The organism is Streptomyces sp. NBC_00086, assembly GCF_026343255.1.
Taxonomy (GTDB): Bacteria; Actinomycetota; Actinomycetes; order Streptomycetales; family Streptomycetaceae; genus Streptomyces.
In genome coordinates, this window is the sequence record NZ_JAPELZ010000001.1 from 3563180 (window position 1) to 3581248 (window position 18069).

17 protein-coding genes are annotated in these 18069 nt (G+C 71.2%); 8 read left to right on the forward strand and 9 right to left on the reverse strand.

The window, feature by feature from the left end; genetic code table 11:
* Positions 1–7: 7 nt before the first annotated feature.
* Positions 8–1114 (reverse strand): esterase family protein, encoded by a 1107-nt coding sequence (locus OG276_RS15860; RefSeq protein ID WP_266905958.1) that lies wholly within the window; start codon positions 1112–1114, stop codon positions 8–10.
* Between the two features lie 153 nt (positions 1115–1267).
* Here OG276_RS15860 and OG276_RS15865 point away from each other — a divergent pair, with 153 nt between their 5' ends.
* From OG276_RS15865 to OG276_RS15890, 6 genes are all read left to right on the forward strand, one after another.
* The gene (locus OG276_RS15865) at positions 1268–3127 is read left to right on the forward strand and encodes a phosphatidylglycerol lysyltransferase domain-containing protein (RefSeq protein WP_266905960.1); all 1860 of its coding nucleotides are present in this window, start codon (positions 1268–1270) and stop codon (positions 3125–3127) included.
* 210 nt (positions 3128–3337) lie between these two features.
* Entirely contained in the window at positions 3338–4243 is a 906-nt protein-coding gene (folP, locus tag OG276_RS15870; protein WP_266905962.1) for a dihydropteroate synthase, read from the forward strand.
* Positions 4240–4683, forward strand: coding sequence for a nuclear transport factor 2 family protein (locus tag OG276_RS15875; RefSeq protein ID WP_266905964.1), 444 nt, complete (start codon positions 4240–4242; stop codon positions 4681–4683). Before folP ends, OG276_RS15875 begins: the two co-directional genes overlap by 4 nt.
* A gap of 140 nt (positions 4684–4823) precedes the next feature.
* Entirely contained in the window at positions 4824–5183 is a 360-nt protein-coding gene (gene folB / locus OG276_RS15880) for a dihydroneopterin aldolase (protein WP_030010912.1), read from the forward strand.
* 8 nt (positions 5184–5191) lie between these two features.
* Complete coding sequence (gene folK / locus OG276_RS15885; RefSeq protein WP_266912862.1) at positions 5192–5788, forward strand: 2-amino-4-hydroxy-6-hydroxymethyldihydropteridine diphosphokinase; 597 nt, start codon at positions 5192–5194, stop codon at positions 5786–5788.
* Positions 5789–5882: 94 nt separating this feature from the next.
* Positions 5883–6371, forward strand: coding sequence for a DUF3180 domain-containing protein (locus tag OG276_RS15890; protein ID WP_266905966.1), 489 nt, complete (start codon positions 5883–5885; stop codon positions 6369–6371).
* On the opposite strand, the gene OG276_RS15895 is transcribed toward OG276_RS15890, so the two are convergent.
* The 7 genes from OG276_RS15895 to dacB form a co-directional block, all read right to left on the reverse strand.
* Complete coding sequence (locus OG276_RS15895) at positions 6368–6925, reverse strand: GNAT family N-acetyltransferase (protein ID WP_266905968.1); 558 nt, start codon at positions 6923–6925, stop codon at positions 6368–6370. The genes OG276_RS15890 and OG276_RS15895 overlap by 4 nt on opposite strands.
* Positions 6926–6980: 55 nt before the next feature.
* The gene (gene folE / locus OG276_RS15900; protein ID WP_112449909.1) at positions 6981–7589 is read right to left on the reverse strand and encodes a GTP cyclohydrolase I FolE; all 609 of its coding nucleotides are present in this window, start codon (positions 7587–7589) and stop codon (positions 6981–6983) included.
* Positions 7590–7684: 95 nt separating this feature from the next.
* A complete protein-coding gene (gene ftsH, locus OG276_RS15905; RefSeq protein ID WP_266905970.1) occupies positions 7685–9712 on the reverse strand; it encodes an ATP-dependent zinc metalloprotease FtsH in 2028 nt (675 codons plus the stop codon).
* A 182-nt stretch (positions 9713–9894) separates the two neighbouring features.
* A complete protein-coding gene (gene hpt / locus OG276_RS15910; protein WP_243339812.1) occupies positions 9895–10455 on the reverse strand; it encodes a hypoxanthine phosphoribosyltransferase in 561 nt (186 codons plus the stop codon).
* A 66-nt stretch (positions 10456–10521) separates the two neighbouring features.
* Entirely contained in the window at positions 10522–11646 is a 1125-nt protein-coding gene (tilS, locus tag OG276_RS15915) for a tRNA lysidine(34) synthetase TilS (protein WP_266905974.1), read from the reverse strand.
* Between the two features lie 234 nt (positions 11647–11880).
* Positions 11881–13032 (reverse strand): zinc-dependent metalloprotease, encoded by a 1152-nt coding sequence (locus OG276_RS15920; RefSeq protein ID WP_266905976.1) that lies wholly within the window; start codon positions 13030–13032, stop codon positions 11881–11883.
* Positions 13033–13089: 57 nt separating this feature from the next.
* Positions 13090–14532 carry a D-alanyl-D-alanine carboxypeptidase/D-alanyl-D-alanine-endopeptidase gene (dacB, locus tag OG276_RS15925; RefSeq protein ID WP_266905978.1) on the reverse strand — a complete coding sequence of 481 codons (1443 nt, stop codon included), beginning with the start codon at positions 14530–14532 and terminating at the stop codon, positions 13090–13092.
* A 172-nt stretch (positions 14533–14704) separates the two neighbouring features.
* Here dacB and OG276_RS15930 point away from each other — a divergent pair, with 172 nt between their 5' ends.
* Together OG276_RS15930 and OG276_RS15935 are read left to right on the forward strand one after the other, a co-directional pair.
* Entirely contained in the window at positions 14705–15199 is a 495-nt protein-coding gene (locus OG276_RS15930) for an inorganic diphosphatase (protein ID WP_266912864.1), read from the forward strand.
* A gap of 422 nt (positions 15200–15621) precedes the next feature.
* Positions 15622–17283, forward strand: coding sequence for a threonine/serine exporter ThrE family protein (locus tag OG276_RS15935; protein ID WP_266905980.1), 1662 nt, complete (start codon positions 15622–15624; stop codon positions 17281–17283).
* Between the two features lie 69 nt (positions 17284–17352).
* Here OG276_RS15935 and OG276_RS15940 read toward each other — a convergent pair whose 3' ends face one another.
* Complete coding sequence (locus OG276_RS15940) at positions 17353–17889, reverse strand: S1 RNA-binding domain-containing protein (RefSeq protein WP_266905982.1); 537 nt, start codon at positions 17887–17889, stop codon at positions 17353–17355.
* Positions 17890–18069: the final 180 nt, after the last annotated feature.

Here is an 18069-nt window from a genome sequence, read left to right on the forward strand (position 1 = left end):
CTGCTTCCTACGCCTGGATCCTGGTGCCCATCCACACCAGCATCGGCGGGATCTCGCGGCGCCAGGTGTTGAAGTTGTGGCCGCCGCTGTCGAGGATGATCGAGGAGACCCGGTCCGGGCCCTTGACCAGCTTGATGAACTTCTTCGTGCCGGCGAGGTTCGGCTCGCCCTTCTCGCTGCTGGTGACCAGGAACGACGTACCGGACGGCTGCTTGGCCTTGATGGACTCCAGCACGTTCGCGCGCGCCTTCAGCTTGTCGTCCCCGTGGAAGAGGTCACCGGTCGTCGGGTCGTCCGCGGCCTCGTAGTACGCGGACAGCCCCGCGGCGGCACCGAAGGTCTGCGGGTAGTGCGCGGCGATCTTCAGGGCGCAGTAACCGCCCGTGGAATTGCCGATGAAGCCCATGTTCCCGGGCTTCTTGCCGACCCGGAAGGTGCTCTGGACGGCCTGCGGAAGGTCCTGGCCGTAGAAGGTCTCGGTCTGCGGGCCACCGGGTATGTCCACGCACTCGGTGTCGCGCGAACCCGGGGTCGGCCGGAGCATGACCAGGATCATCGGCTTCATCTTGCCCGTCTTGGCCTGCCTGAAGGCCGTCATCGGGTAGTCCAGCCCTTTGATCAGGTTCTCCGCCATGCCCGGGTAGCCCGTGAGGACGATGGAGGCCGGGAAGTTCTGCTCCTTGTACTGCGGCTGGAAGTACTCCGGCGGCAGCCACACGAAGCCGGTCGTCGTTATCTTCGACTTCTGGCCGGCTATCGCCACTTTCAGGATCTGCCCGCCCACCGCCGGCTTGGCGCCGCCCGGCACGTCCAGGTGCTGCTTGTCGACGACCTTGATGTCGGCGCTGCTCATCGAGTGGTCGATGACCTTGCCGATCGAGGTCTCCTGGCCGAAGAGGTCGGCCCATGACCCGTAGAACAGGAACGACTTGTTCGCGCCGAGACCGATCGCCGCGAACAGCGCCAGCTGCGTGGCCAGGAGGAGGCCGATCCGGCCGAGGACCGAGCGCCAGGAGCGGCCCGAGAGCTTCGGCCAGAACCACACCGTGGCCGCGAACAGCAGCACACCGGCAAGGATGGCCAGCGCCAGAACCGTATTACTGGTGAGACCCATGAGCAGTCAGTCGACTTTCTATGGCAGGACTAGTTTTTTCTCGACGGAAGAGTGAACCCGCTCCCCTTCGATGTCGTCCTAGTGGACGCACCACCCAGCGAAGGGCCCCAGCGGCCTTCGGCCACATGATCTCTCGCGGAGCAACGGGAAGCGATGTCTAGCAGGATAGATGGCGATAAGTCGGGACAGGTTCCGAAGCCTGTCAGCCGAATCCTCCGAGGCCCACGACCGGAGACCGTCCCCGGGATCGTGGGCACCGCCGTCACGGTCGTCGGCCTGCTGGACATCGCCGCGGGAGTCTTCCCGCGCTTCCGGCACAGCCGCATCCACGCGGTCACCGAGGTGCTGCCCGGCTCCTTCGGCCCCTTCGCGGCCGCCCTGGCCCTCAGCGCCGGCGTCCTGCTCCTGCTGCTCGCCCACGGGCTCAAGCGCCGCAAGCGCCGGGCCTGGCGGGCCGCGGTGGTGCTGCTGCCGGCGGGAGCCGTCGCGCAGTTCACGTACCGCCACTCGATCATCGGCGTGGTCATCGCGGCGCTGCTCCTGGCGCTCCTGCTGCGCCACCAGAGTGAATTCAAGGCGCTGCCCGACCCGCGCAGCCGCTGGAAGGCGCTCGCCAACTTCGTGCTGATGAGCGCGGGCTCCATCGGCCTCGGTCTGGTCATCGTCAACTCGCACCCCGGTCGCGTTGTAGGCAATCCGGGTGTTTACGAGCAGATCAGCCACGTCGTCTACGGGCTCTTCGGCTTCGAGGGCCCCGTCGACTACGCCGGCCGGGTGTCCTGGACCGTCGGCTACTCCCTGGGCGCCCTCGGCATGCTGACCGCCGTCACCACCATCTACCTGGCCTTCCGCCCCGAGCACCCGGCCGCCCGGCTCACCGCCGACGACGAGGTCAAGCTCCGCGAGCTGCTCGCCAAGCACGGCGGCCGCGACTCGCTGGGCCACTTCGCGCTCCGCCGCGACAAGGCCGTCGTCTTCTCCCCCAGCGGCAAGGCCGCCGTCACCTACCGCGTCGTCTCCGGCGTGATGCTCGCCTCCGGCGACCCGGTCGGCGACGTCGAGGCCTGGCCCGGCGCCATCGAACGGTTCATGGAGGAGGCCAAGACCCACTCCTGGACCCCCGCCGTCATGGGCTGCAGCGAGACCGGCGGCGAGGTCTGGACCCGCGAGACCGGCCTCGACGCCCTGGAGCTCGGGGACGAGGCGATCGTGGACGTCAAGGACTTCTCCCTCTCCGGCCGGGCGATGCGCAACGTCCGGCAGATGGTCAAGCGCATCGAACGCAACGGCTACACCACCCGGGTCCGCCGGGTCAGCGAGCTGACCGCGACCGAGCTGGAGCAGGTGCGCGGCGCCGCCGACGCCTGGCGCGGCACCGACACCGAGCGCGGGTTCTCCATGGCGCTCGGCCGCGTCGGCGACCCGGGCGACGGCGACTGCTACATCGCCACCGCGCACCGCGTCGAGGAGGGCGACACCTCCCCCTTCGGCGACCTCAAAGCCGTCCTGCACTTCGTTCCCTGGGGCAAGGACGGCATGTCGCTGGAGCTGATGCGCCGCGACCGCGCCGCCGACCCCGGCATGAACGAGCTGCTGATCGTCGCTTCCCTGGAGGCCTCCCCCGCGCTCGGCATCGAGAAGGTCTCCCTGAACTTCGCGATGTTCCGCTCGGCCCTGGCCCGCGGCGAGAAGATCGGCGCCGGCCCGGTCCTGCGGATGTGGCGCAGCCTGCTGGTGTTCCTCTCGCGCTGGTTCCAGATCGAGTCGCTGTACAAGTTCAACGCGAAGTTCCGCCCCCGCTGGGAGCCCCGCTTCGTGGTCTTCCGCACCACCCGGGACCTGCCCCGCATCGGCTTCGCCGCGATGCAGGCCGAGGGCTTCGTCACGCTGGCCCTGCCCCGCCTGTTCGCCGGCCGGCGCCGCCCCAAGCCGGTCCGCACCTGCGCCCACCACCGCGTCCAGCCCCCGACCGCCGTACCCACCCAGCCGGAACACAAGATCCAGGCCGCCTGAGCCGAACCCCGGCGGGCACATCCGGCCCCGCCGGCGCTTGAGGCGCGGGGGCCCGGAGGCGGAGCCCCGGCTGGGGGTCCCCCCGGACGGAGTCTGGGGGATGGAGGAAGGGCGGGCCGGGGAGCAGCCCGCGCAGCGGCACCCTCCCACCCGCCGCCGCCCGGCCAGGGCCAGGGCAGGGGCCAGGACACGGGCCCTACCCTGGGAACCATGAACACGAACCGCGGCCCCGCCCCCAGGGGCCTGGTGACAGGCCTGCCCGACTGGGACCGCTGCGCGGTCATGGGCGTAGTCAACGTCACCCCCGACTCCTTCTCCGACGGCGGCCGCTGGTTCGACACCACCGCGGCCGTCAAGCGCGGCCTCGACCTCGTCGCCCAGGGCGCCGACCTCGTGGACGTGGGCGGAGAGTCCACCCGCCCCGGCGCCTCCCGCGTCGACGAGGAGGAGGAGCTGCGCCGGGTCGTCCCCGTCGTCCGCGGCCTCGCCTCCGAAGGCATCGTCGTCTCCGTCGACACCATGCGCGCCTCCGTCGCCGCGCGGGCCGTCGCCGCCGGCGCCACCCTGGTCAACGACGTCAGCGGCGGCCTCGCCGACCCCGGCATGATCCCGGCCGTCGCCGCCGCCGAGGTGCCCTTCGTCGTCATGCACTGGCGCGGCTTCAGCGACGGCATGAACAGCCTCGCCGTCTACGAGGACGTCCTCGCCGAGGTCACCGCCGAACTCCGCACCCGCATCGACGCCGTCGTCACCGGCGGCATCGCCCCCGAGCGGCTGCTGGTCGACCCCGGTCTGGGCTTCGCCAAGAACGCCGAGCACGACCTGGCCCTGGTCGCCCACCTCGCCGAGCTGCGCGCGCTGGGCTTCCCGCTCCTGGTGGCCGCCTCGCGGAAGCGTTTCCTCGGCCGGGTGCTGGCCGGCGCCGACGACGCCTCCCCGCCGCCGGCCCGCGAACGCGACGCCGCCACCGCCGCCGTCACCGCCATCGCCGCCTCCGGGGGCGCCTGGGCCGTACGGGTCCACGAGGTACGGGCGAGCGCCGACGCGGTTCGGGTGGCCCGCGCCGTGGAAGGGGCACTGGGTACGACCCGTAGCAACGAGGAAGGGGCACGGTGAGCCGTACCGACATCGAATCCGTCGAAGAGGTCAACACGGCCTTCTACGAGGCCATGGAGCAGGGGGACTTCGACGCACTGTCGGCGCTCTGGCTCGAAGACGAGATCTCCTGCGTGCACCCGGGCTGGCCGGTGCTGTCGGGACGCGGCGAAGTGCTGCGCTCCTACGCGCTGATCATGTCGCACACCGAGTACATCCAGTTCTTCCTCACCGACACCAAGGTCACCGTCATAGGCGACACCGCCCTGGTGACCTGCACCGAGAACATCCTCAGCGGCGGACCCGCCGAGGACGGCGGCGAACTGGGCCCGCTGGTGGGACAGCTCGTCGTCGCCACGAATGTGTTCCGACGCACACCGGAGGGCTGGCGGCTCTGGTCGCACCACGGTTCTCCCGTCCTCACGGACTCCGATGAGGACGACGAGGAGGAGTCCTCCTAGCCCCTCAGCCGGGACCCTGTCGGGGTCGGAGGTATTTCGCAGGTAAATTCGAAGGTGGACGACGCCGACCGCACTCGGCTTGGCCATGGATCCGGGGAGTCCCGGACCGGAAGCACCTACGAAAAGCAGGAGTGATTCGCGTGGATCGTGTCGCGCTGCGCGGCCTCAAGGCTCGCGGGCACCATGGCGTCTTCCCCCGGGAACGCGAGGAAGGCCAGACCTTCATCGTCGACCTGGTGCTCCACCTCGACACCCGTCCCGCGGCGGCGGGCGACGACCTGGCTAAGACCGTGCACTACGGGGTAGTCGCGGAAGAAGTCGTCGACGTGGTCCAAGGCGAGCCCGTGGACCTGATCGAGACCCTCGCCGAGCGGATCGCCCAGCAGTGCCTCAAGCACGAGGCGGTCGCCCAGGTGGAGGTCGTCGTCCACAAACCGGACGCGCCGATCACCGTCCCCTTCGACGACGTGACCATCACGATCACCCGGAGCCGCGCGTGAACAACGGAATGAACGCCCAGAGCGACCCCACGGTCCAGCCCGTACCCGCCTCCGTGGTCGAGGCCGTCGACGCGGCGGACGTCACGCTGTCGAACCCCAAGTGGGCCGTCGTCGCGCTCGGCGCGAACCTGGGCAACCGTCTGGAGACCCTCCAGGGCGCCATCGACGCCCTCGGCGACACTCCGGGTCTTCGGGTCAAGGCCGTCTCCCCCGTCTACGAGACGGAGCCGTGGGGCGTGGAGGCGGGCTCGCAGCCCTCGTACCTCAACGCCGTCATCTCGGTGAAGACCACCCTGCCCCCCAGCTCGCTGCTGGAGCGCGGCCACGCCATCGAGGAAGCCTTCGACCGCGTCCGCGAGGAGCGCTGGGGGCCCCGCACGATCGACGTCGACATCATCGCCTACGCCGACGTGGTCTCCGCCGACCCGGTCCTGACCCTCCCGCACCCGCGCGCCCACCAGCGCGCCTTCGTGCTGGCCCCCTGGAACGACATCGACCCCGAAGCGCAGATCCCGGGCCAGGGGCCCGTCGCCGCGCTCCTGGCGGCAGTCGGCCTCGCCGGACTCACCGAGCGCACGGACCTGGAACTGCGCCTCCCCGAATGAGCCGCGCCCGCGGGGCGGGGCCGTCGACCACTTAGGATCACCGGATACGCACGCACGGAGAGCGGGCGCTGCGGGAATGGCGGGAGAGGCGCACGTGAAGCAACTGAGGCCGGCGGTCCTGGCGGGCATTTTCGCGATCGCCGCGGTGCTGTCCTGGGCCGGAGCCCGGCTGTGGAACGCGTACGGCACGCTCCCCGGCGTCCCCGTGGCCGCTCCCATCGTGCTCGCCGCCATCGCGGTGGTCCTGCTGGCGACGGCCCTGTCGCTGCGCTCCCGCCTGAAGGCCCAGCGCGACCGGGTGCCCGGCGCCAAGGGCGTGGAGCCGCTGATGGCGGCCCGCGCGGTCGTCTTCGGCCAGGCCAGCGCCCTGGTGGCGGCCCTGGTCGCGGGCGCCTACGGCGGCGTCGGCGTCTTCCTGCTCACCACCGCGATGGACGTCCCCGCCCGCCGCGACCAGACCTGGTACGCCGGCTTCTCGGTCCTGGCGGGCGTGGCGGTCGTGGCGGCGGCCCTCTTCCTGGAACACGTCCTGAAGCTCCCGGACGACGAGGACCCCGCCCCCGAGGCCCCGGCGCGGGCCTAAGGGGCCGGGCAGGCCGCGCCGACCACCCCGTACACGCGGTCGCCGAGTTCGAACTCCCCGAGCGGGGTCATGCCCAGCCCGTCGACGTGCACCGTCCAAGAGGCCCGGTTGCTCATCTCGATGAAGGCCACCATCACCTCGGCCCGCCCCGAGGCGGCCTTCAGCCCTGCGTCGAACAGCCCGCGGGCGATCCCCCGGCCGCGGTACGCGGCCGCGACCACGACGGGCCCGTAGAGCAGCCACCGCGCGGCCCCCAGCGGCCGCCCGCGCCACAGCAGCTCGTCCTTGGCCCCCAGCAGCGCCCGCACGGGCGGCGGCGGCCCCGGCACGCTCTCGGCCCGTACGAGCCCGAGCAGCCCGGCGATCGCCCCGCCGTCGTCCGCGACGAGCAGCCCGCCACCCACGGCCATCGCCCGCAACGCGTCCTCGTCGAGCGCCCCCTGCACGAACCCCTGCCGGGCCCGCTCCTCCGCGCTCAGCGCATCGTGGTGATTGGCGGCGAACAGCCCCGCCATGGCCGGCGCATCCGCCGCGGTGGCGGCCCTGTAGTGCATGCCTCCGATGCTGACACGCACCGGGGCTGCCTGCCCGTCCAGTGCTGTGACCGCACTAGCGGGCCATGATCAGGCTCATCGCCTCGTTGCGGGTCGCGGGGTCGCGGAGCTGGCCGCGGACGGCCGAGGTGATGGTCTTCGCGCCGGGCTTGCGGACCCCGCGCATGGTCATGCACATGTGCTCGCACTCGATGACCACGATGACCCCGCGCGGGTCCAGGATCTCCATGACCGACTCGGCGATCTGGGTGGTCAGCCGCTCCTGCACCTGCGGGCGGCGGGCGAAGACGTCCACGAGGCGGGCCAGCTTCGACAGGCCGGTGATCTTGCCGTCGACGGACGGGATGTAGCCGACGTGCGCCACGCCGTGGAACGGCACCAGGTGATGTTCACAGGTGCTCATGACTTCGATGTCCTTCACCAGGACCATCTCGTCGTGGCCGAGGTCGAAGGTCGTCGTCAGGACGTCCTCCGGCTTCTGGTAGAGGCCGGCGAATATCTCCTTGTACGCCCGCGCGACCCGCCCCGGAGTCGCCAGCAGCCCCTCGCGGTCCGGGTCCTCGCCGACCGCGATCAGGAGCTCGCGGACCGCCGCCTCGGCGCGCTTCTCGTCGAACTCGCCGATCGTGCCCTCGCCACCGGTCAGGGTCACTGGGTCGGTCATCTCTTCCTCGTTCCTGTGTGCACGGTCCCGGCACGTGAAAGTGCCGCGCCCCCCAGGCTAGAACCTGGGGGGCGCGGCTTCCATTCCGGGAGGGACTAGGCCTCCGGGAGCTCCTCCGGGGAGGGCTCCGGGGACTTCTCCACGGATACGGCCGAGGCCGCGGACGTGCCGTTCGCCGCGTTCGTCAGCTGGAGCTCCTTGGGAGAGAGCACCGGCGGACGGGTGGACGGCGTGCGGTGCGAGGAGCCGGTCCACGCCGGGCGGGCCGGGCGCTTCACGATCGTCGAGAAGACCTCGGCGATCTGCTCCTTGTTGAGCGTCTCCTTCTCGAGGAGGGCGAGGACGAGGTTGTCGAGGACGTCGCGGTTCTCGACCAGGATTTCCCAGGCCTCGTTGTGCGCCGTCTCGATGAGCTTCTTGACCTCTTCGTCGACCAGTGCGGCGACCTCTTCCGAGTAGTCCCTCGGGTGCGACATCTCGCGGCCCAGGAACGGCTCGGTGTTGTCCCCGCCGAACTTGATCGCGCCGAGACGCTCGGTCATGCCGTACTGGGTGACCATCGCGCGGGCCGTTGCCGTGGCCTTCTCGATGTCGTTCGCGGCGCCCGTGGTCGGGTCGTGGAAGACCAGTTCCTCGGCCGCGCGCCCGCCCAGCATGTACGCGAGCTGGTCGAGCATCTCGTTGCGCGTGGTCGAGTACTTGTCCTCGTCGGGCAGGACCATGGTGTAACCCAGGGCCCGGCCGCGGGACAGGATCGTGATCTTGTGGACCGGGTCGGAGTTCGGGGAAGCCGCCGCGACCAGGGCGTGGCCGCCCTCGTGGTACGCGGTGATCTTCTTTTCCCGGTCCGACATGATCCGGGTCCGCTTCTGCGGACCCGCCACGACGCGGTCGATCGCCTCGTCCAGCGCGTGGTTGTCGATCAGCTTCTGGTCCGAGCGGGCCGTGAGGAGCGCGGCCTCGTTCAGGACGTTGGCGAGATCGGCACCCGTGAAGCCGGGCGTACGGCGGGCAACCGCACCCAGGTCGACGTCCGGGGCGACCGGCTTGCCCTTCTGGTGGACCTTGAGGATCTCCAGACGGCCCTGCATGTCCGGACGGTCGACCGCGATCTGGCGGTCGAAGCGGCCGGGGCGCAGGAGGGCCGGGTCGAGGATGTCGGGACGGTTCGTGGCGGCGATCAGGATGACCCCGCCCTTCACGTCGAAGCCGTCCATCTCGACGAGCAGCTGGTTGAGGGTCTGCTCGCGCTCGTCGTGACCGCCGCCGAGGCCCGCACCGCGGTGCCGGCCGACTGCGTCGATCTCGTCGACGAAGACGATCGCCGGGGCGTTGGCCTTGGCCTGCTCGAACAGGTCGCGGACACGCGAGGCACCGACACCGACGAACATCTCGACGAAGTCGGATCCGGAGATCGAGTAGAAGGGGACACCGGCCTCGCCCGCGACGGCACGCGCGAGCAGGGTCTTACCGGTGCCGGGCGGGCCGTACAGCAGCACGCCCTTGGGGATCTTGGCGCCGACGGCCTGGAACTTCGCCGGCTCCTGGAGGAACTCCTTGATCTCGTGGAGTTCCTCGACGGCCTCGTCCGAACCCGCGACATCGGCGAACGTCGTCTTCGGGGTGTCCTTGGTGATGAGCTTGGCCTTGGACTTCCCGAACTGCATGACCCGGGAACCACCGCCCTGCATCTGGTTCATCAGGAACAGGAAGACGACCACGATGAGGACGAACGGCAGCAGCGAGAGCAGCACGCTCAGGAACGGGCTGGTCTTGTCCGGCGTGACGGAGTATCCGTCAGGGATCTGACCGGCTTCGAACTTGGTCTGGAGGTTCTGGGCGAGCTGTACGCCCTGGTCCCCGATGTAGTTGGCCTGGAACTTGGTGCCGTCGTTGTCGCCGAGCTTCTGGTCCTTCTTCAGCTCGATCTTGATCATCTGGCTGTCACCGGTGGTGAGCTTGGCGCTGTCCACCTGGCCACTGTTGATCGCCTTGATGACCTCGCTGGTCTCCACCGACTTGTAGCCGCCGCCGGAGCCGACGACGTTCATCAACACGACCACGGCGAGGACGGCCAGCACGATCCACATAACCGGCCCACGGAAGTATCGCTTCACGTCCATCCATACGGGGCGCTAGGCACCCCGTCCCTCCTGCCCGTAGGTAAATGCTGCTGTGAGTAAAGACTGTTCTTCGGAATGTACCCCTGCATTGTCACCCGCGGCCTCATGGGACGGCTGACAGACCCGCCTTTCCATGCTCCAACGGCGGGAAACGCTCCAGGGTTCCCCTGTCGGGCTCTGGATCAGCCGCCGTAGACGTGGGGAGCGAGGGTGCCGACGAACGGCAGGTTGCGGTACTTCTCGGCGTAGTCGAGGCCGTAGCCGACGACGAACTCGTTGGGGATGTCGAAGCCGACCCACTTCACGTCGATCGCGACCTTGGCGGCGTCGGGCTTGCGCAGCAGCGTGACGACCTCCAGGGAGGCCGGCTGGCGGGAGCCGAGGTTCGACAGCAGCCACGACAGGGTCAGGCCCGAGTCGATGATGTCCTCGACGATCAGGACGTGCTTGTCCTTGATGTCGGTGTCCAGGTCCTTGAGGATCCGCACCACGCCCGAGGACTGGGTCCCGGCGCCGTACGAGGACACCGCCATCCAGTCCATGGTGAGCGGGGTGGACAAGGCGCGCGCCAGGTCCGCCATGACCATCACCGCGCCCTTGAGGACACCGACGATGAGCAGGTCCTTGCCCGCGTACTCCGCGTCGATCTTCGCGGCCAGCTCTGCCAGCTTCGCGTCGATCTCTTCCTTGGTGATGAGCACCGACTGGAGGTCGTTGCCCATGTCCTTCTCGTCCACCCGCATCACTTTCGTTGTCGGCTGGGGCTCCGGGGGGTGACCCCGGAGGTCTCAGCCGTGTTTCAGCACCAATCAGCCCTGCCGGATGACCAGTCTGCCACCCTGCCGCTGGGCCTCGACCCGGCCGGGCAGGTTGATGGCTCCCTGACCGCGCCATCCGGTGATGAGCCGGTCGACTTCCTCGATGTGGCGGGCGAAGAGGGAGCCCGCGGGAGAGCCGGCGGCGACGACGGCCCGGCGCAGCACCCGGCGGCGGACGGCCGGGGGCAGCGCGTACAGCTTCGCGCACTCCAGGCGGCCGGCTTCGTCGCGTACGCCGCTCTCGGCCTCGGCGGCCCAGGCGTCCAGGGCGTCGGCGTCGTCGCGGGAGAGCTGGGCGGTGCGGGCGAGCGCCTCCACGACCCCCTTGCCGAGCGCCTTCTCCAGGGCGGGCAGTCCCTCGTGGCGCAGCCGGGAGCGGGTGTAGGCGGGGTCGATGTTGTGCGGGTCGTCCCAGACGGCGAGGGACTGGACCATGCAGGCCTTGCGGGCGGTCTGCCGGTCGACCTGGAGGAAGGGCCGGCGGTAGCGGTGGCCGCGGCCCCGGGCGCCGGGGTCTCCGGGGCCTCCGGAGACTTCCGCCATGCCGGAGAGCGAGCGGGTGCCGGAGCCGCGGGCGAGGCCCAGCAGGACGGTTTCGGCTTGGTCGTCACGGGTGTGGCCGAGCAGCACGGCGACGGCGCCCAGCCGGTCGGCGGCCTCGTCCAGGGCCGCGTAGCGGGCGTCGCGGGCGGCGGCTTCGGGGCCTCCTTCGCGGCCGACGCGCACGGCGACGGACAGGGCGGGGTCCAGGCGCAGCGCGGTCATGCGGGAGACGACCTCGGCGGCGCGCAGGGCGGAGCCGTCCTGGAGGCCGTGGTCGACGGTGATGCCGCCGGCCCGGATTCCGAGTTTGGGGGCCTCGAAGGCGAGGGCGGAGGCGAGCGCCATGGAGTCGGCGCCGCCGGAGCAGGCCACGAGGACGAGCGGGGCGGTGTCGGGGAGGGGGTCGTGGGGGGCGGCACCGGCCGAGGATCCGACGGTGCGGCCGGGGCGGCCGACGCGGGGTGCGGGGGTGGTGGCGGGCCGGCTGTTGAGTTCTGTCAGGTCGGTGAGGACGTCGTGGAGTACGCGGCGGACCGCCAGGCGTATCGCCGCGACCGCAGGATGGGGACCCATATCCGGTGCCCTTCGGTGGAGTTCGGATGCCTCGAGGCGCTGGGGAGGCGTTGGGGGAGGGTGGTGTGCCGGTGTGCTGCCCGGCTCCCCCCGCGGGCGGGGGTTGTCACTCAGAGTGCGTCGATGGTGACAGAACCGAGCCGTTCCCCGAGCATCGCACGCCCTTCCACGCCCCACGGTCCCTCGGACGGGTGACGCTGCTTCCCCCAGAGGGACATCTTCACGCCTCTTGGGTCACACCTCTTCGCTTGCCTCGCTCTGCTCGCTCCCCTTGCGGTGGACCCGGGCCACCCAGTCCGCGGGGCTGGCGATCTCGGCCTTGGTCGGCAGTGTGTTCGGGGAGGTCCAGACCCGGTTGAAGCCGTCCATGCCGACCTGGCCGACGACGGCGCGCACGAAGCGTTCCCCGTCGCGGTACTGGCGCAGCTTGGCGTCGAGGCCGAGGAGTTTGCGCAGGGCGGCGTCGAGGCGGCCCGCGCCGCTGGCCCTGCGCTGCTGGAACTTCTCGCGGATCTCGGCGACCGAGGGGACGACCTCGGGGCCGACCCCGTCCATGACGAAGTCGGCGTGGCCCTCCAGCAGGGACATGACGGCGGTGAGCCGGGCCAGTACCTCGCGCTGTTCGGGGGTCTGGACGAGCTCGACGAGGGAGCGGCCCTCTTCTCCGCGTTCCGCGTCGGGGCGGGCGCCGGCGAAGGACTGGGCGGCCTCGCGCAGTCGCTCCAGAACGGTCATCGGGTCCACTTCGGTGGCGCCGAGGAACGTCTGGATTTCACCCTCCAGGTGTTCGCGGAGCCACGGTACGGCCGTGAACTGGGTACGGTGCGTCTCCTCGTGCAGGCAGACCCAGAGCCGGAAGTCGTGCGGGTCCACCTCCAGCTCCCGCTCGACGTGGACGATGTTCGGCGCGACGAGCAGCAGCCGGCCGCCCGTGGCCGGGCCCGGGAGGTCCAGGCCCGCGGGCGCGAAGGTCTCGTACTGGCCGAGCACGCGGGAGGCCAGGAAGCTGAGCAGCATGCCCAGTTCGACGCCGGTGACCTTGCCGCCGACCGCGCCGAGCACGGCGCCGCCGGGAGTGCCGGCGCGGCGGTCCTGCATCTTGCCGAGGAGGGGGGACAGGAGCTCGCGGAAGCCCGCGACGTTGGCCTTGACCCAGCCGGCCCGGTCCACGACGAGGACGGGGGTGTCGGCCGGGGTCATGCCTTCGGGCATCATCCGCGTGAACTCGCGCACGTGCCGTTCCGAGGTCTTGGCGTGCCTGCGCAGCTCCGCGACGACGGCCCGCGCCTCTTCCCGGCTCACCTCCGGACCGGGCCGCACGAGCCTGGTCGCGGTCGCCACCGCGAGGTTCCAGTCGACCATCTCCGCACCGCCGAAGCTCGTCATGCGTCAACCGTACGTGGACCTGCGCGCGGGCGGGATCCCCAGGACGCCCAGGACCGCCTAAGAGGTGGTGGCCACGGCCGCGGCGAGTTTGTCGAGGGCCTTCTCGGCGGGGCCCGCGTCCGGGGTGTTCGCGGCCAGGAAGGCGAAGGCGAGCAGTCGGCCGGTGGGGTCGACGACGGTGCCGGCGAGGGCGTTCACGCCGCTCAGGGTGCCCGTCTTGGCCCGCAGCAGGCCGGCGGCCGGGGAGCCGCCGGTGTTGCGGCCGCGCAGGGTGCCGGTGAATCCGGCGACGGGCAGTCCGGTGAGGACGGGCCGCAGTTCGGGGCGCTGCGGATCGGCGGCCTTGGCCAGGAGGGCGGTGAGCAGGCCGGCGCTGACCTTGTCGGCGCGGGCCAGGCCGCTGCCGTCGGCGAAGCGGGAGCCGGCGGTGTCGACCCCGAGGGCGGCGAGTCTGGCGCCGGTGGCCTGGGCGACGCCGTCGAAGCTCCCGGGCGCTCCGGAGGCGAGGGCGGTCTGGCGGGCCAGGGCTTCGGCGATGTCGTTGTCGCTGTGGGTCAGCATCCGCTCGACCAGCCCGGCGAGCGGGGGCGAGAGGGTGGTGGCGAGCGGGACGGCCCCCGTGGCGGCCTTGGCCCTGGCGGGCTCGCCGGTGACCTTGACCCCGCGTTCCCCCAGCAGGGCCGCGAAGGCCCGGGCGGTGTCGCGGGAGGGGTCCGTGCTGCGCTTGACGGGGCCGGAGAAGGATTCGTCGGGGCGGCCTTCGTCGGCGGTCAGGGCCGTGACGGGCGCGAGGTTGGGGTTCTCGCCGATCGGGTGGCGGACGGGGCCGGTGTAGAGCGAGTCGTCGTAGCCCAGGGCCACGGAGTCGGTGCCGGAGGCCTTGAGGGCCTGGGCGGTGTCCGCTGCGAGGGCGACGAGGCTGCCGCCGGAGCCGGCGGGGGCCTTCTTCTTGGCGGTGAGCGAGGGGTCTCCGCCGCCGACCAGGATGATCCGGCCGGGTCCGGCGCCGGGGGTCACGGTGGTGCGGATCCGGTGCTCGGGGCCGAGGGCCGCGAGGGAGGCCGCCGCGGTGGCGATCTTGATGGTGGAGGCGGGGGTCATGGCCTGCCGGGCCCCGGCTTCGTAGAGGACCTGCCCGGTGGCGGTGTCGATCACGCAGGCGCCGCGGGCGGTGCCGAGGGCGGGGTCGGCGAGCAGCGGCCGCAGGGCGGCGGCGAGGGCGCCGGGGTCGGCGGCTCCGGCCTGGTCGCCGGAGCCCGCTCCGGCCGGGCGTACGCCGGCGAGCACTCCGGGGGCGCTGGGGGCGGCCCGCGGGAGCTGCGCCGCAGGGTCCGTACCGTGATCTGCGCCACCCGTACGGCCCCAAGAGGCGGCCTTGTCCCGCTCGGCCTTACGCTGGCCGGAGTCCCAGGGACCCGCGGCGGCCACCGTCGCGGCCGACAGGGCGAGGCCGGCGACGGCCGACACCGCGATGAGCTGCCAGGTCTTGACCAATGGCACCTCGGACCAGCCCCTTTCGCGATCACACATATGCGTGAGGGACACTTAACCATTGCGTCTTGCCGCGAGCATGGCACCCCACCCGGCAGGGCCGGGTCGGCCACGCACGCAGGCGAATCAACGCAGTCTCGAAGCAATCAAGCTGCTGAAGCTGATCATGGAGGAGCAGGACGTGGAGTTCGACGTCACCATCGAGATCCCCAAGGGTTCGCGGAACAAGTACGAGGTGGACCACGAGACCGGCCGGATCCGTCTGGACCGTCGTCTCTTCACCTCGACCAGCTACCCGGCCGACTACGGCTTCGTCGAGAACACCCTCGGCGAGGACGGCGACCCGCTGGACGCGCTGGTCATCCTTGACGAGCCGACCTTCCCGGGCTGCCTGATCAAGTGCCGCGCGATCGGCATGTTCAACATGACGGACGAGGCGGGCGGCGACGCCAAGCTGCTGTGCGTGCCGGCGTCCGACCCGCGTGTGGAGCACCTGCGCGACATCCACCACGTGTCCGAGTTCGACCGCCTGGAGATCCAGCACTTCTTCGAGGTCTACAAGGACCTGGAGCCGGGCAAGTCGGTCGAGGGCGCGAACTGGGTCGGCCGCGTTGAGGCCGAGGCCGAGATCGAGGCCTCGTACAAGCGCCTTGAGGCCCAGGGCGGCCAGCACTGAGCTCCGCTCGGTGAGGTTGGCCCGTGGGCGGGCTGATGCCCGTCGGTCGGCCCGGCCCCTGTGACATCGCGGGCGGTATCCCTTCGGGGGTGCCGCCCGTTGTCGTGTCCTGGTGCGGGTGCGGGGCCCGGGTGCGGGTGCGTTTCCCAGGGGCGCTGCCCCCGGACCCCCGCGCCTCAAACGCCGGCGGGGCTGGATTTTGGCTTGCCCCGGCTCGGCTCGGGTCGGCCCGGCTCGGATCGGGTCGCCCCGGCTCGGATCGGGTCGGCCCGGCTCGGATTTGGCTTGCCCCGGCCCGGCTCGGCCCCGCTGAAAGATCGTCGGCGGGGCTGAAAGTTCAGCTGCGGGGCAGATTCCTGTTTCGCCGTGGATGAGACGGTTCCGCATACTGATACCGGCTGGGCTCGGGGACTGGAGGACGCGTGGCGGAAGGCGAAGGATCCGGGACCGAGGACCGGAAGCCGAAGTCCGACGAGGCGCACAGCGCGTTCTCCGTGCCGGACGGGGTCGGGGTGGACCCGGAGGTGACCGAGGAGGATCAGCCGACCTCGGAGTTCGCCGTCCCCGACGGGCTCGCGTCCGTGGCCGTGGACCCCGATGGCCCTGCGTCCGCGTTCGCCACGCCGCACACCTACAGCGCCGCCCACTCCCCGCCGGCCTACACGGGCCCTCCGGGCTTCCCCGTCACCCGGTTGAAGGAGTCCCCCTGGCAGGACCGCATGCGCACGGTGCTGCGCATGCCGGTCGACGTCCGGCCGGTGCCGGAGCCCTCCCAGCGGCTGACCGTGGAGACCGGGCCCGCGGTGGGGCGCGTGCTCGACCTGACGCTGCGCATCGGCGAGCTGCTGCTCTCGGGCGGCGAGGGCGCCGAGGACGTGGAGGCCGCGATGTTCGCCGTGGCCCGCAGCTACGGCCTGGACCGCTGCGAGCCCACCGTCACCTTCACCTTGCTGTCGATCACCCACCAGCCCTCCCTGGTGGACGACCCCGTGTCGGCGAACCGCACCGTCCGCCGCCGCGGCACGGACTACACCCGGCTCTCGGCGGTGTTCAGCCTCGTCAACGACATCACCGCGCACGAGGTCGACATCTCGCTGGAGGACGCCTACCGCCGGCTCGCCGAGATCCGCCGCAATCGGCACCCCTACCCCGGCTGGGTGCTCACCGGCGCCGCCGGCCTGCTCGCCGGCGCGGCCTCCACGCTGGTCGGCGGTGGCGTGCTCGTGTTCTTCGCAGCCGCACTCGGGGCGGTGCTCGGCGACCGGCTGGCCTGGCTGTGCGCCGGGCGCGGGCTGCCGGAGTTCTACCAGTTCGTGGTCGCGGCGATGCCGCCGGCCGCGATGGGCGTGGCCCTGAAGATGACCGATCTGGACGTGCGCTCCTCGGCCGTCATCACCGGCGGGCTGTTCGCCCTGCTGCCGGGGCGCGCCCTGGTGGCAGCGGTGCAGGACGGTCTGACCGGCTACTACATCACTGCGTCCGCCCGGTTGCTGGAGGTGATGTACCTCTTCATCGGCATCATCATGGGTGTGCTGGTGGTGCTCTTCGTCGGCGTCCAGTTCGGCTCCAATCCGCAGCCGGAGGACATCCTCCAGATCGAGCAGCGGCCGCTGCTCCAGATCGCCGCCTCGATGGTTCTGGTGTTCACGTTCGCGATCCTGCTCCAGCAGGAACGTTCCACCGTGTGGTTCGTGACGCTGAACGGCGGGATCGCCTGGGTGATCTACGGGGCCCTGCACTACGCCGCCAAGATGCCGCCGGTGCCGTCCACCGCGATCGCCGCCGGGCTGGTCGGCCTCTTCGGGCAGCTCCTCGCCCGGCACCGGTTCTCCTCGGCCCTCCCCTTCGTCACGGCCGCCATCGGCCCGCTGCTGCCCGGCTCGGCCACGTACTACGGGCTCCTGCTGATCGCCGAGAACCGGCTGAACGAGGGGCTGGGCTCGCTGACGAACGCCGCGGCCATCGCCCTGGCCATCGCGATCGGCGTCAACCTGGGCTCCGAGACCTCCCGCCTGTTCATGCGCATCCCCGGCGCGGCCAGCGCCGCCAAGCGCGGCGCGGCGAAGCGCACCCGCGGGTTCTAGACCCTGCTTTTCGGATCATGCAGGTTCCTCGAAAGGCTGGGGGGAGGCTGGCCTGCGCGCGTTCAGGAGCTACGGCAGGCGCTCGGTCAGCAGGATCCGGTTCCGCTCGTGGTCGACCGTCACGATCTGCACGGACATCTCCCGGCCTTCACGGAAGGACTCCGAGGAGGCAGCCGAGCCGGTGATCGGAACGAGTCCCTCGACGCAGTCGGCGAGGCGTACGAAGACGCCGATGGGCGTGATCTTCGTGATGCGTCCGCCGACGACCTGACCGACCCGGAACCGGGGCAGCAGGTCCTCGTGCTCGGCCCAGTCGCTGAGCACGACCCCCACCTGGTGGTTGTGGTCGGCGTGCCAGACGACCTCGCCGGTGACGCGCCGCCCCACGGCCGGCAGCTCCATGCACCGGGGCATCCTGTTGATCCTGGCCAGGCCCATGGCGTCGGGGAGGCCGTCGACGGAGAGGAAGACACCGAAGGGCTGCCGACCGACGACCTCACCGGTGATGCGGGTACCGACGGGCAGAACGCGGACGGTCTCGGTCCAGGCCGAGGCCGCGTCGGGCACGCGTCCGCCGTTCTCCCCGGGCCAGGAGTACTCGCTCATCCGCAGATCATGGCATGAGCCGGTCAGGCCTGAGAGGTGCCGGTGACACGCAGATGCCCCGCGGACCGGTGATCCGGTCGCGCGGGGCATCGTACGAGGCTGCGAGGAGCCGCTACCGCTTGGCGTGGCGGCCGCTGCGCTGCTGGCCCGGGGCCGGGTCGTCGCCGGCGCCGGGCTCAG

What these genes read in the sequence shown, in the direction of transcription:
- OG276_RS15860 (WP_266905958.1), bottom strand. Translation starts at nt 1,114, where the DNA reads ATGGGTCTCACCAGTAATACGGTTCTGGCGCTGGCCATCCTTGCCGGT.
- OG276_RS15865 (WP_266905960.1), top strand. Translation starts at nt 1,268, where the DNA reads ATGTCTAGCAGGATAGATGGCGATAAGTCGGGACAGGTTCCGAAGCCT.
- folP (WP_266905962.1), top strand. Translation starts at nt 3,338, where the DNA reads ATGAACACGAACCGCGGCCCCGCCCCCAGGGGCCTGGTGACAGGCCTG.
- folK (WP_266912862.1), top strand. Translation starts at nt 5,192, where the DNA reads ATGAACGCCCAGAGCGACCCCACGGTCCAGCCCGTACCCGCCTCCGTG.
- OG276_RS15895 (WP_266905968.1), bottom strand. Translation starts at nt 6,925, where the DNA reads ATGCACTACAGGGCCGCCACCGCGGCGGATGCGCCGGCCATGGCGGGG.
- folE (WP_112449909.1), bottom strand. Translation starts at nt 7,589, where the DNA reads ATGACCGACCCAGTGACCCTGACCGGTGGCGAGGGCACGATCGGCGAG.
- ftsH (WP_266905970.1), bottom strand. Translation starts at nt 9,712, where the DNA reads ATGGACGTGAAGCGATACTTCCGTGGGCCGGTTATGTGGATCGTGCTG.
- hpt (WP_243339812.1), bottom strand. Translation starts at nt 10,455, where the DNA reads ATGCGGGTGGACGAGAAGGACATGGGCAACGACCTCCAGTCGGTGCTC.
- tilS (WP_266905974.1), bottom strand. Translation starts at nt 11,646, where the DNA reads ATGGGTCCCCATCCTGCGGTCGCGGCGATACGCCTGGCGGTCCGCCGC.
- OG276_RS15920 (WP_266905976.1), bottom strand. Translation starts at nt 13,032, where the DNA reads ATGACGAGCTTCGGCGGTGCGGAGATGGTCGACTGGAACCTCGCGGTG.
- OG276_RS15940 (WP_266905982.1), bottom strand. Translation starts at nt 17,889, where the DNA reads ATGAGCGAGTACTCCTGGCCCGGGGAGAACGGCGGACGCGTGCCCGAC.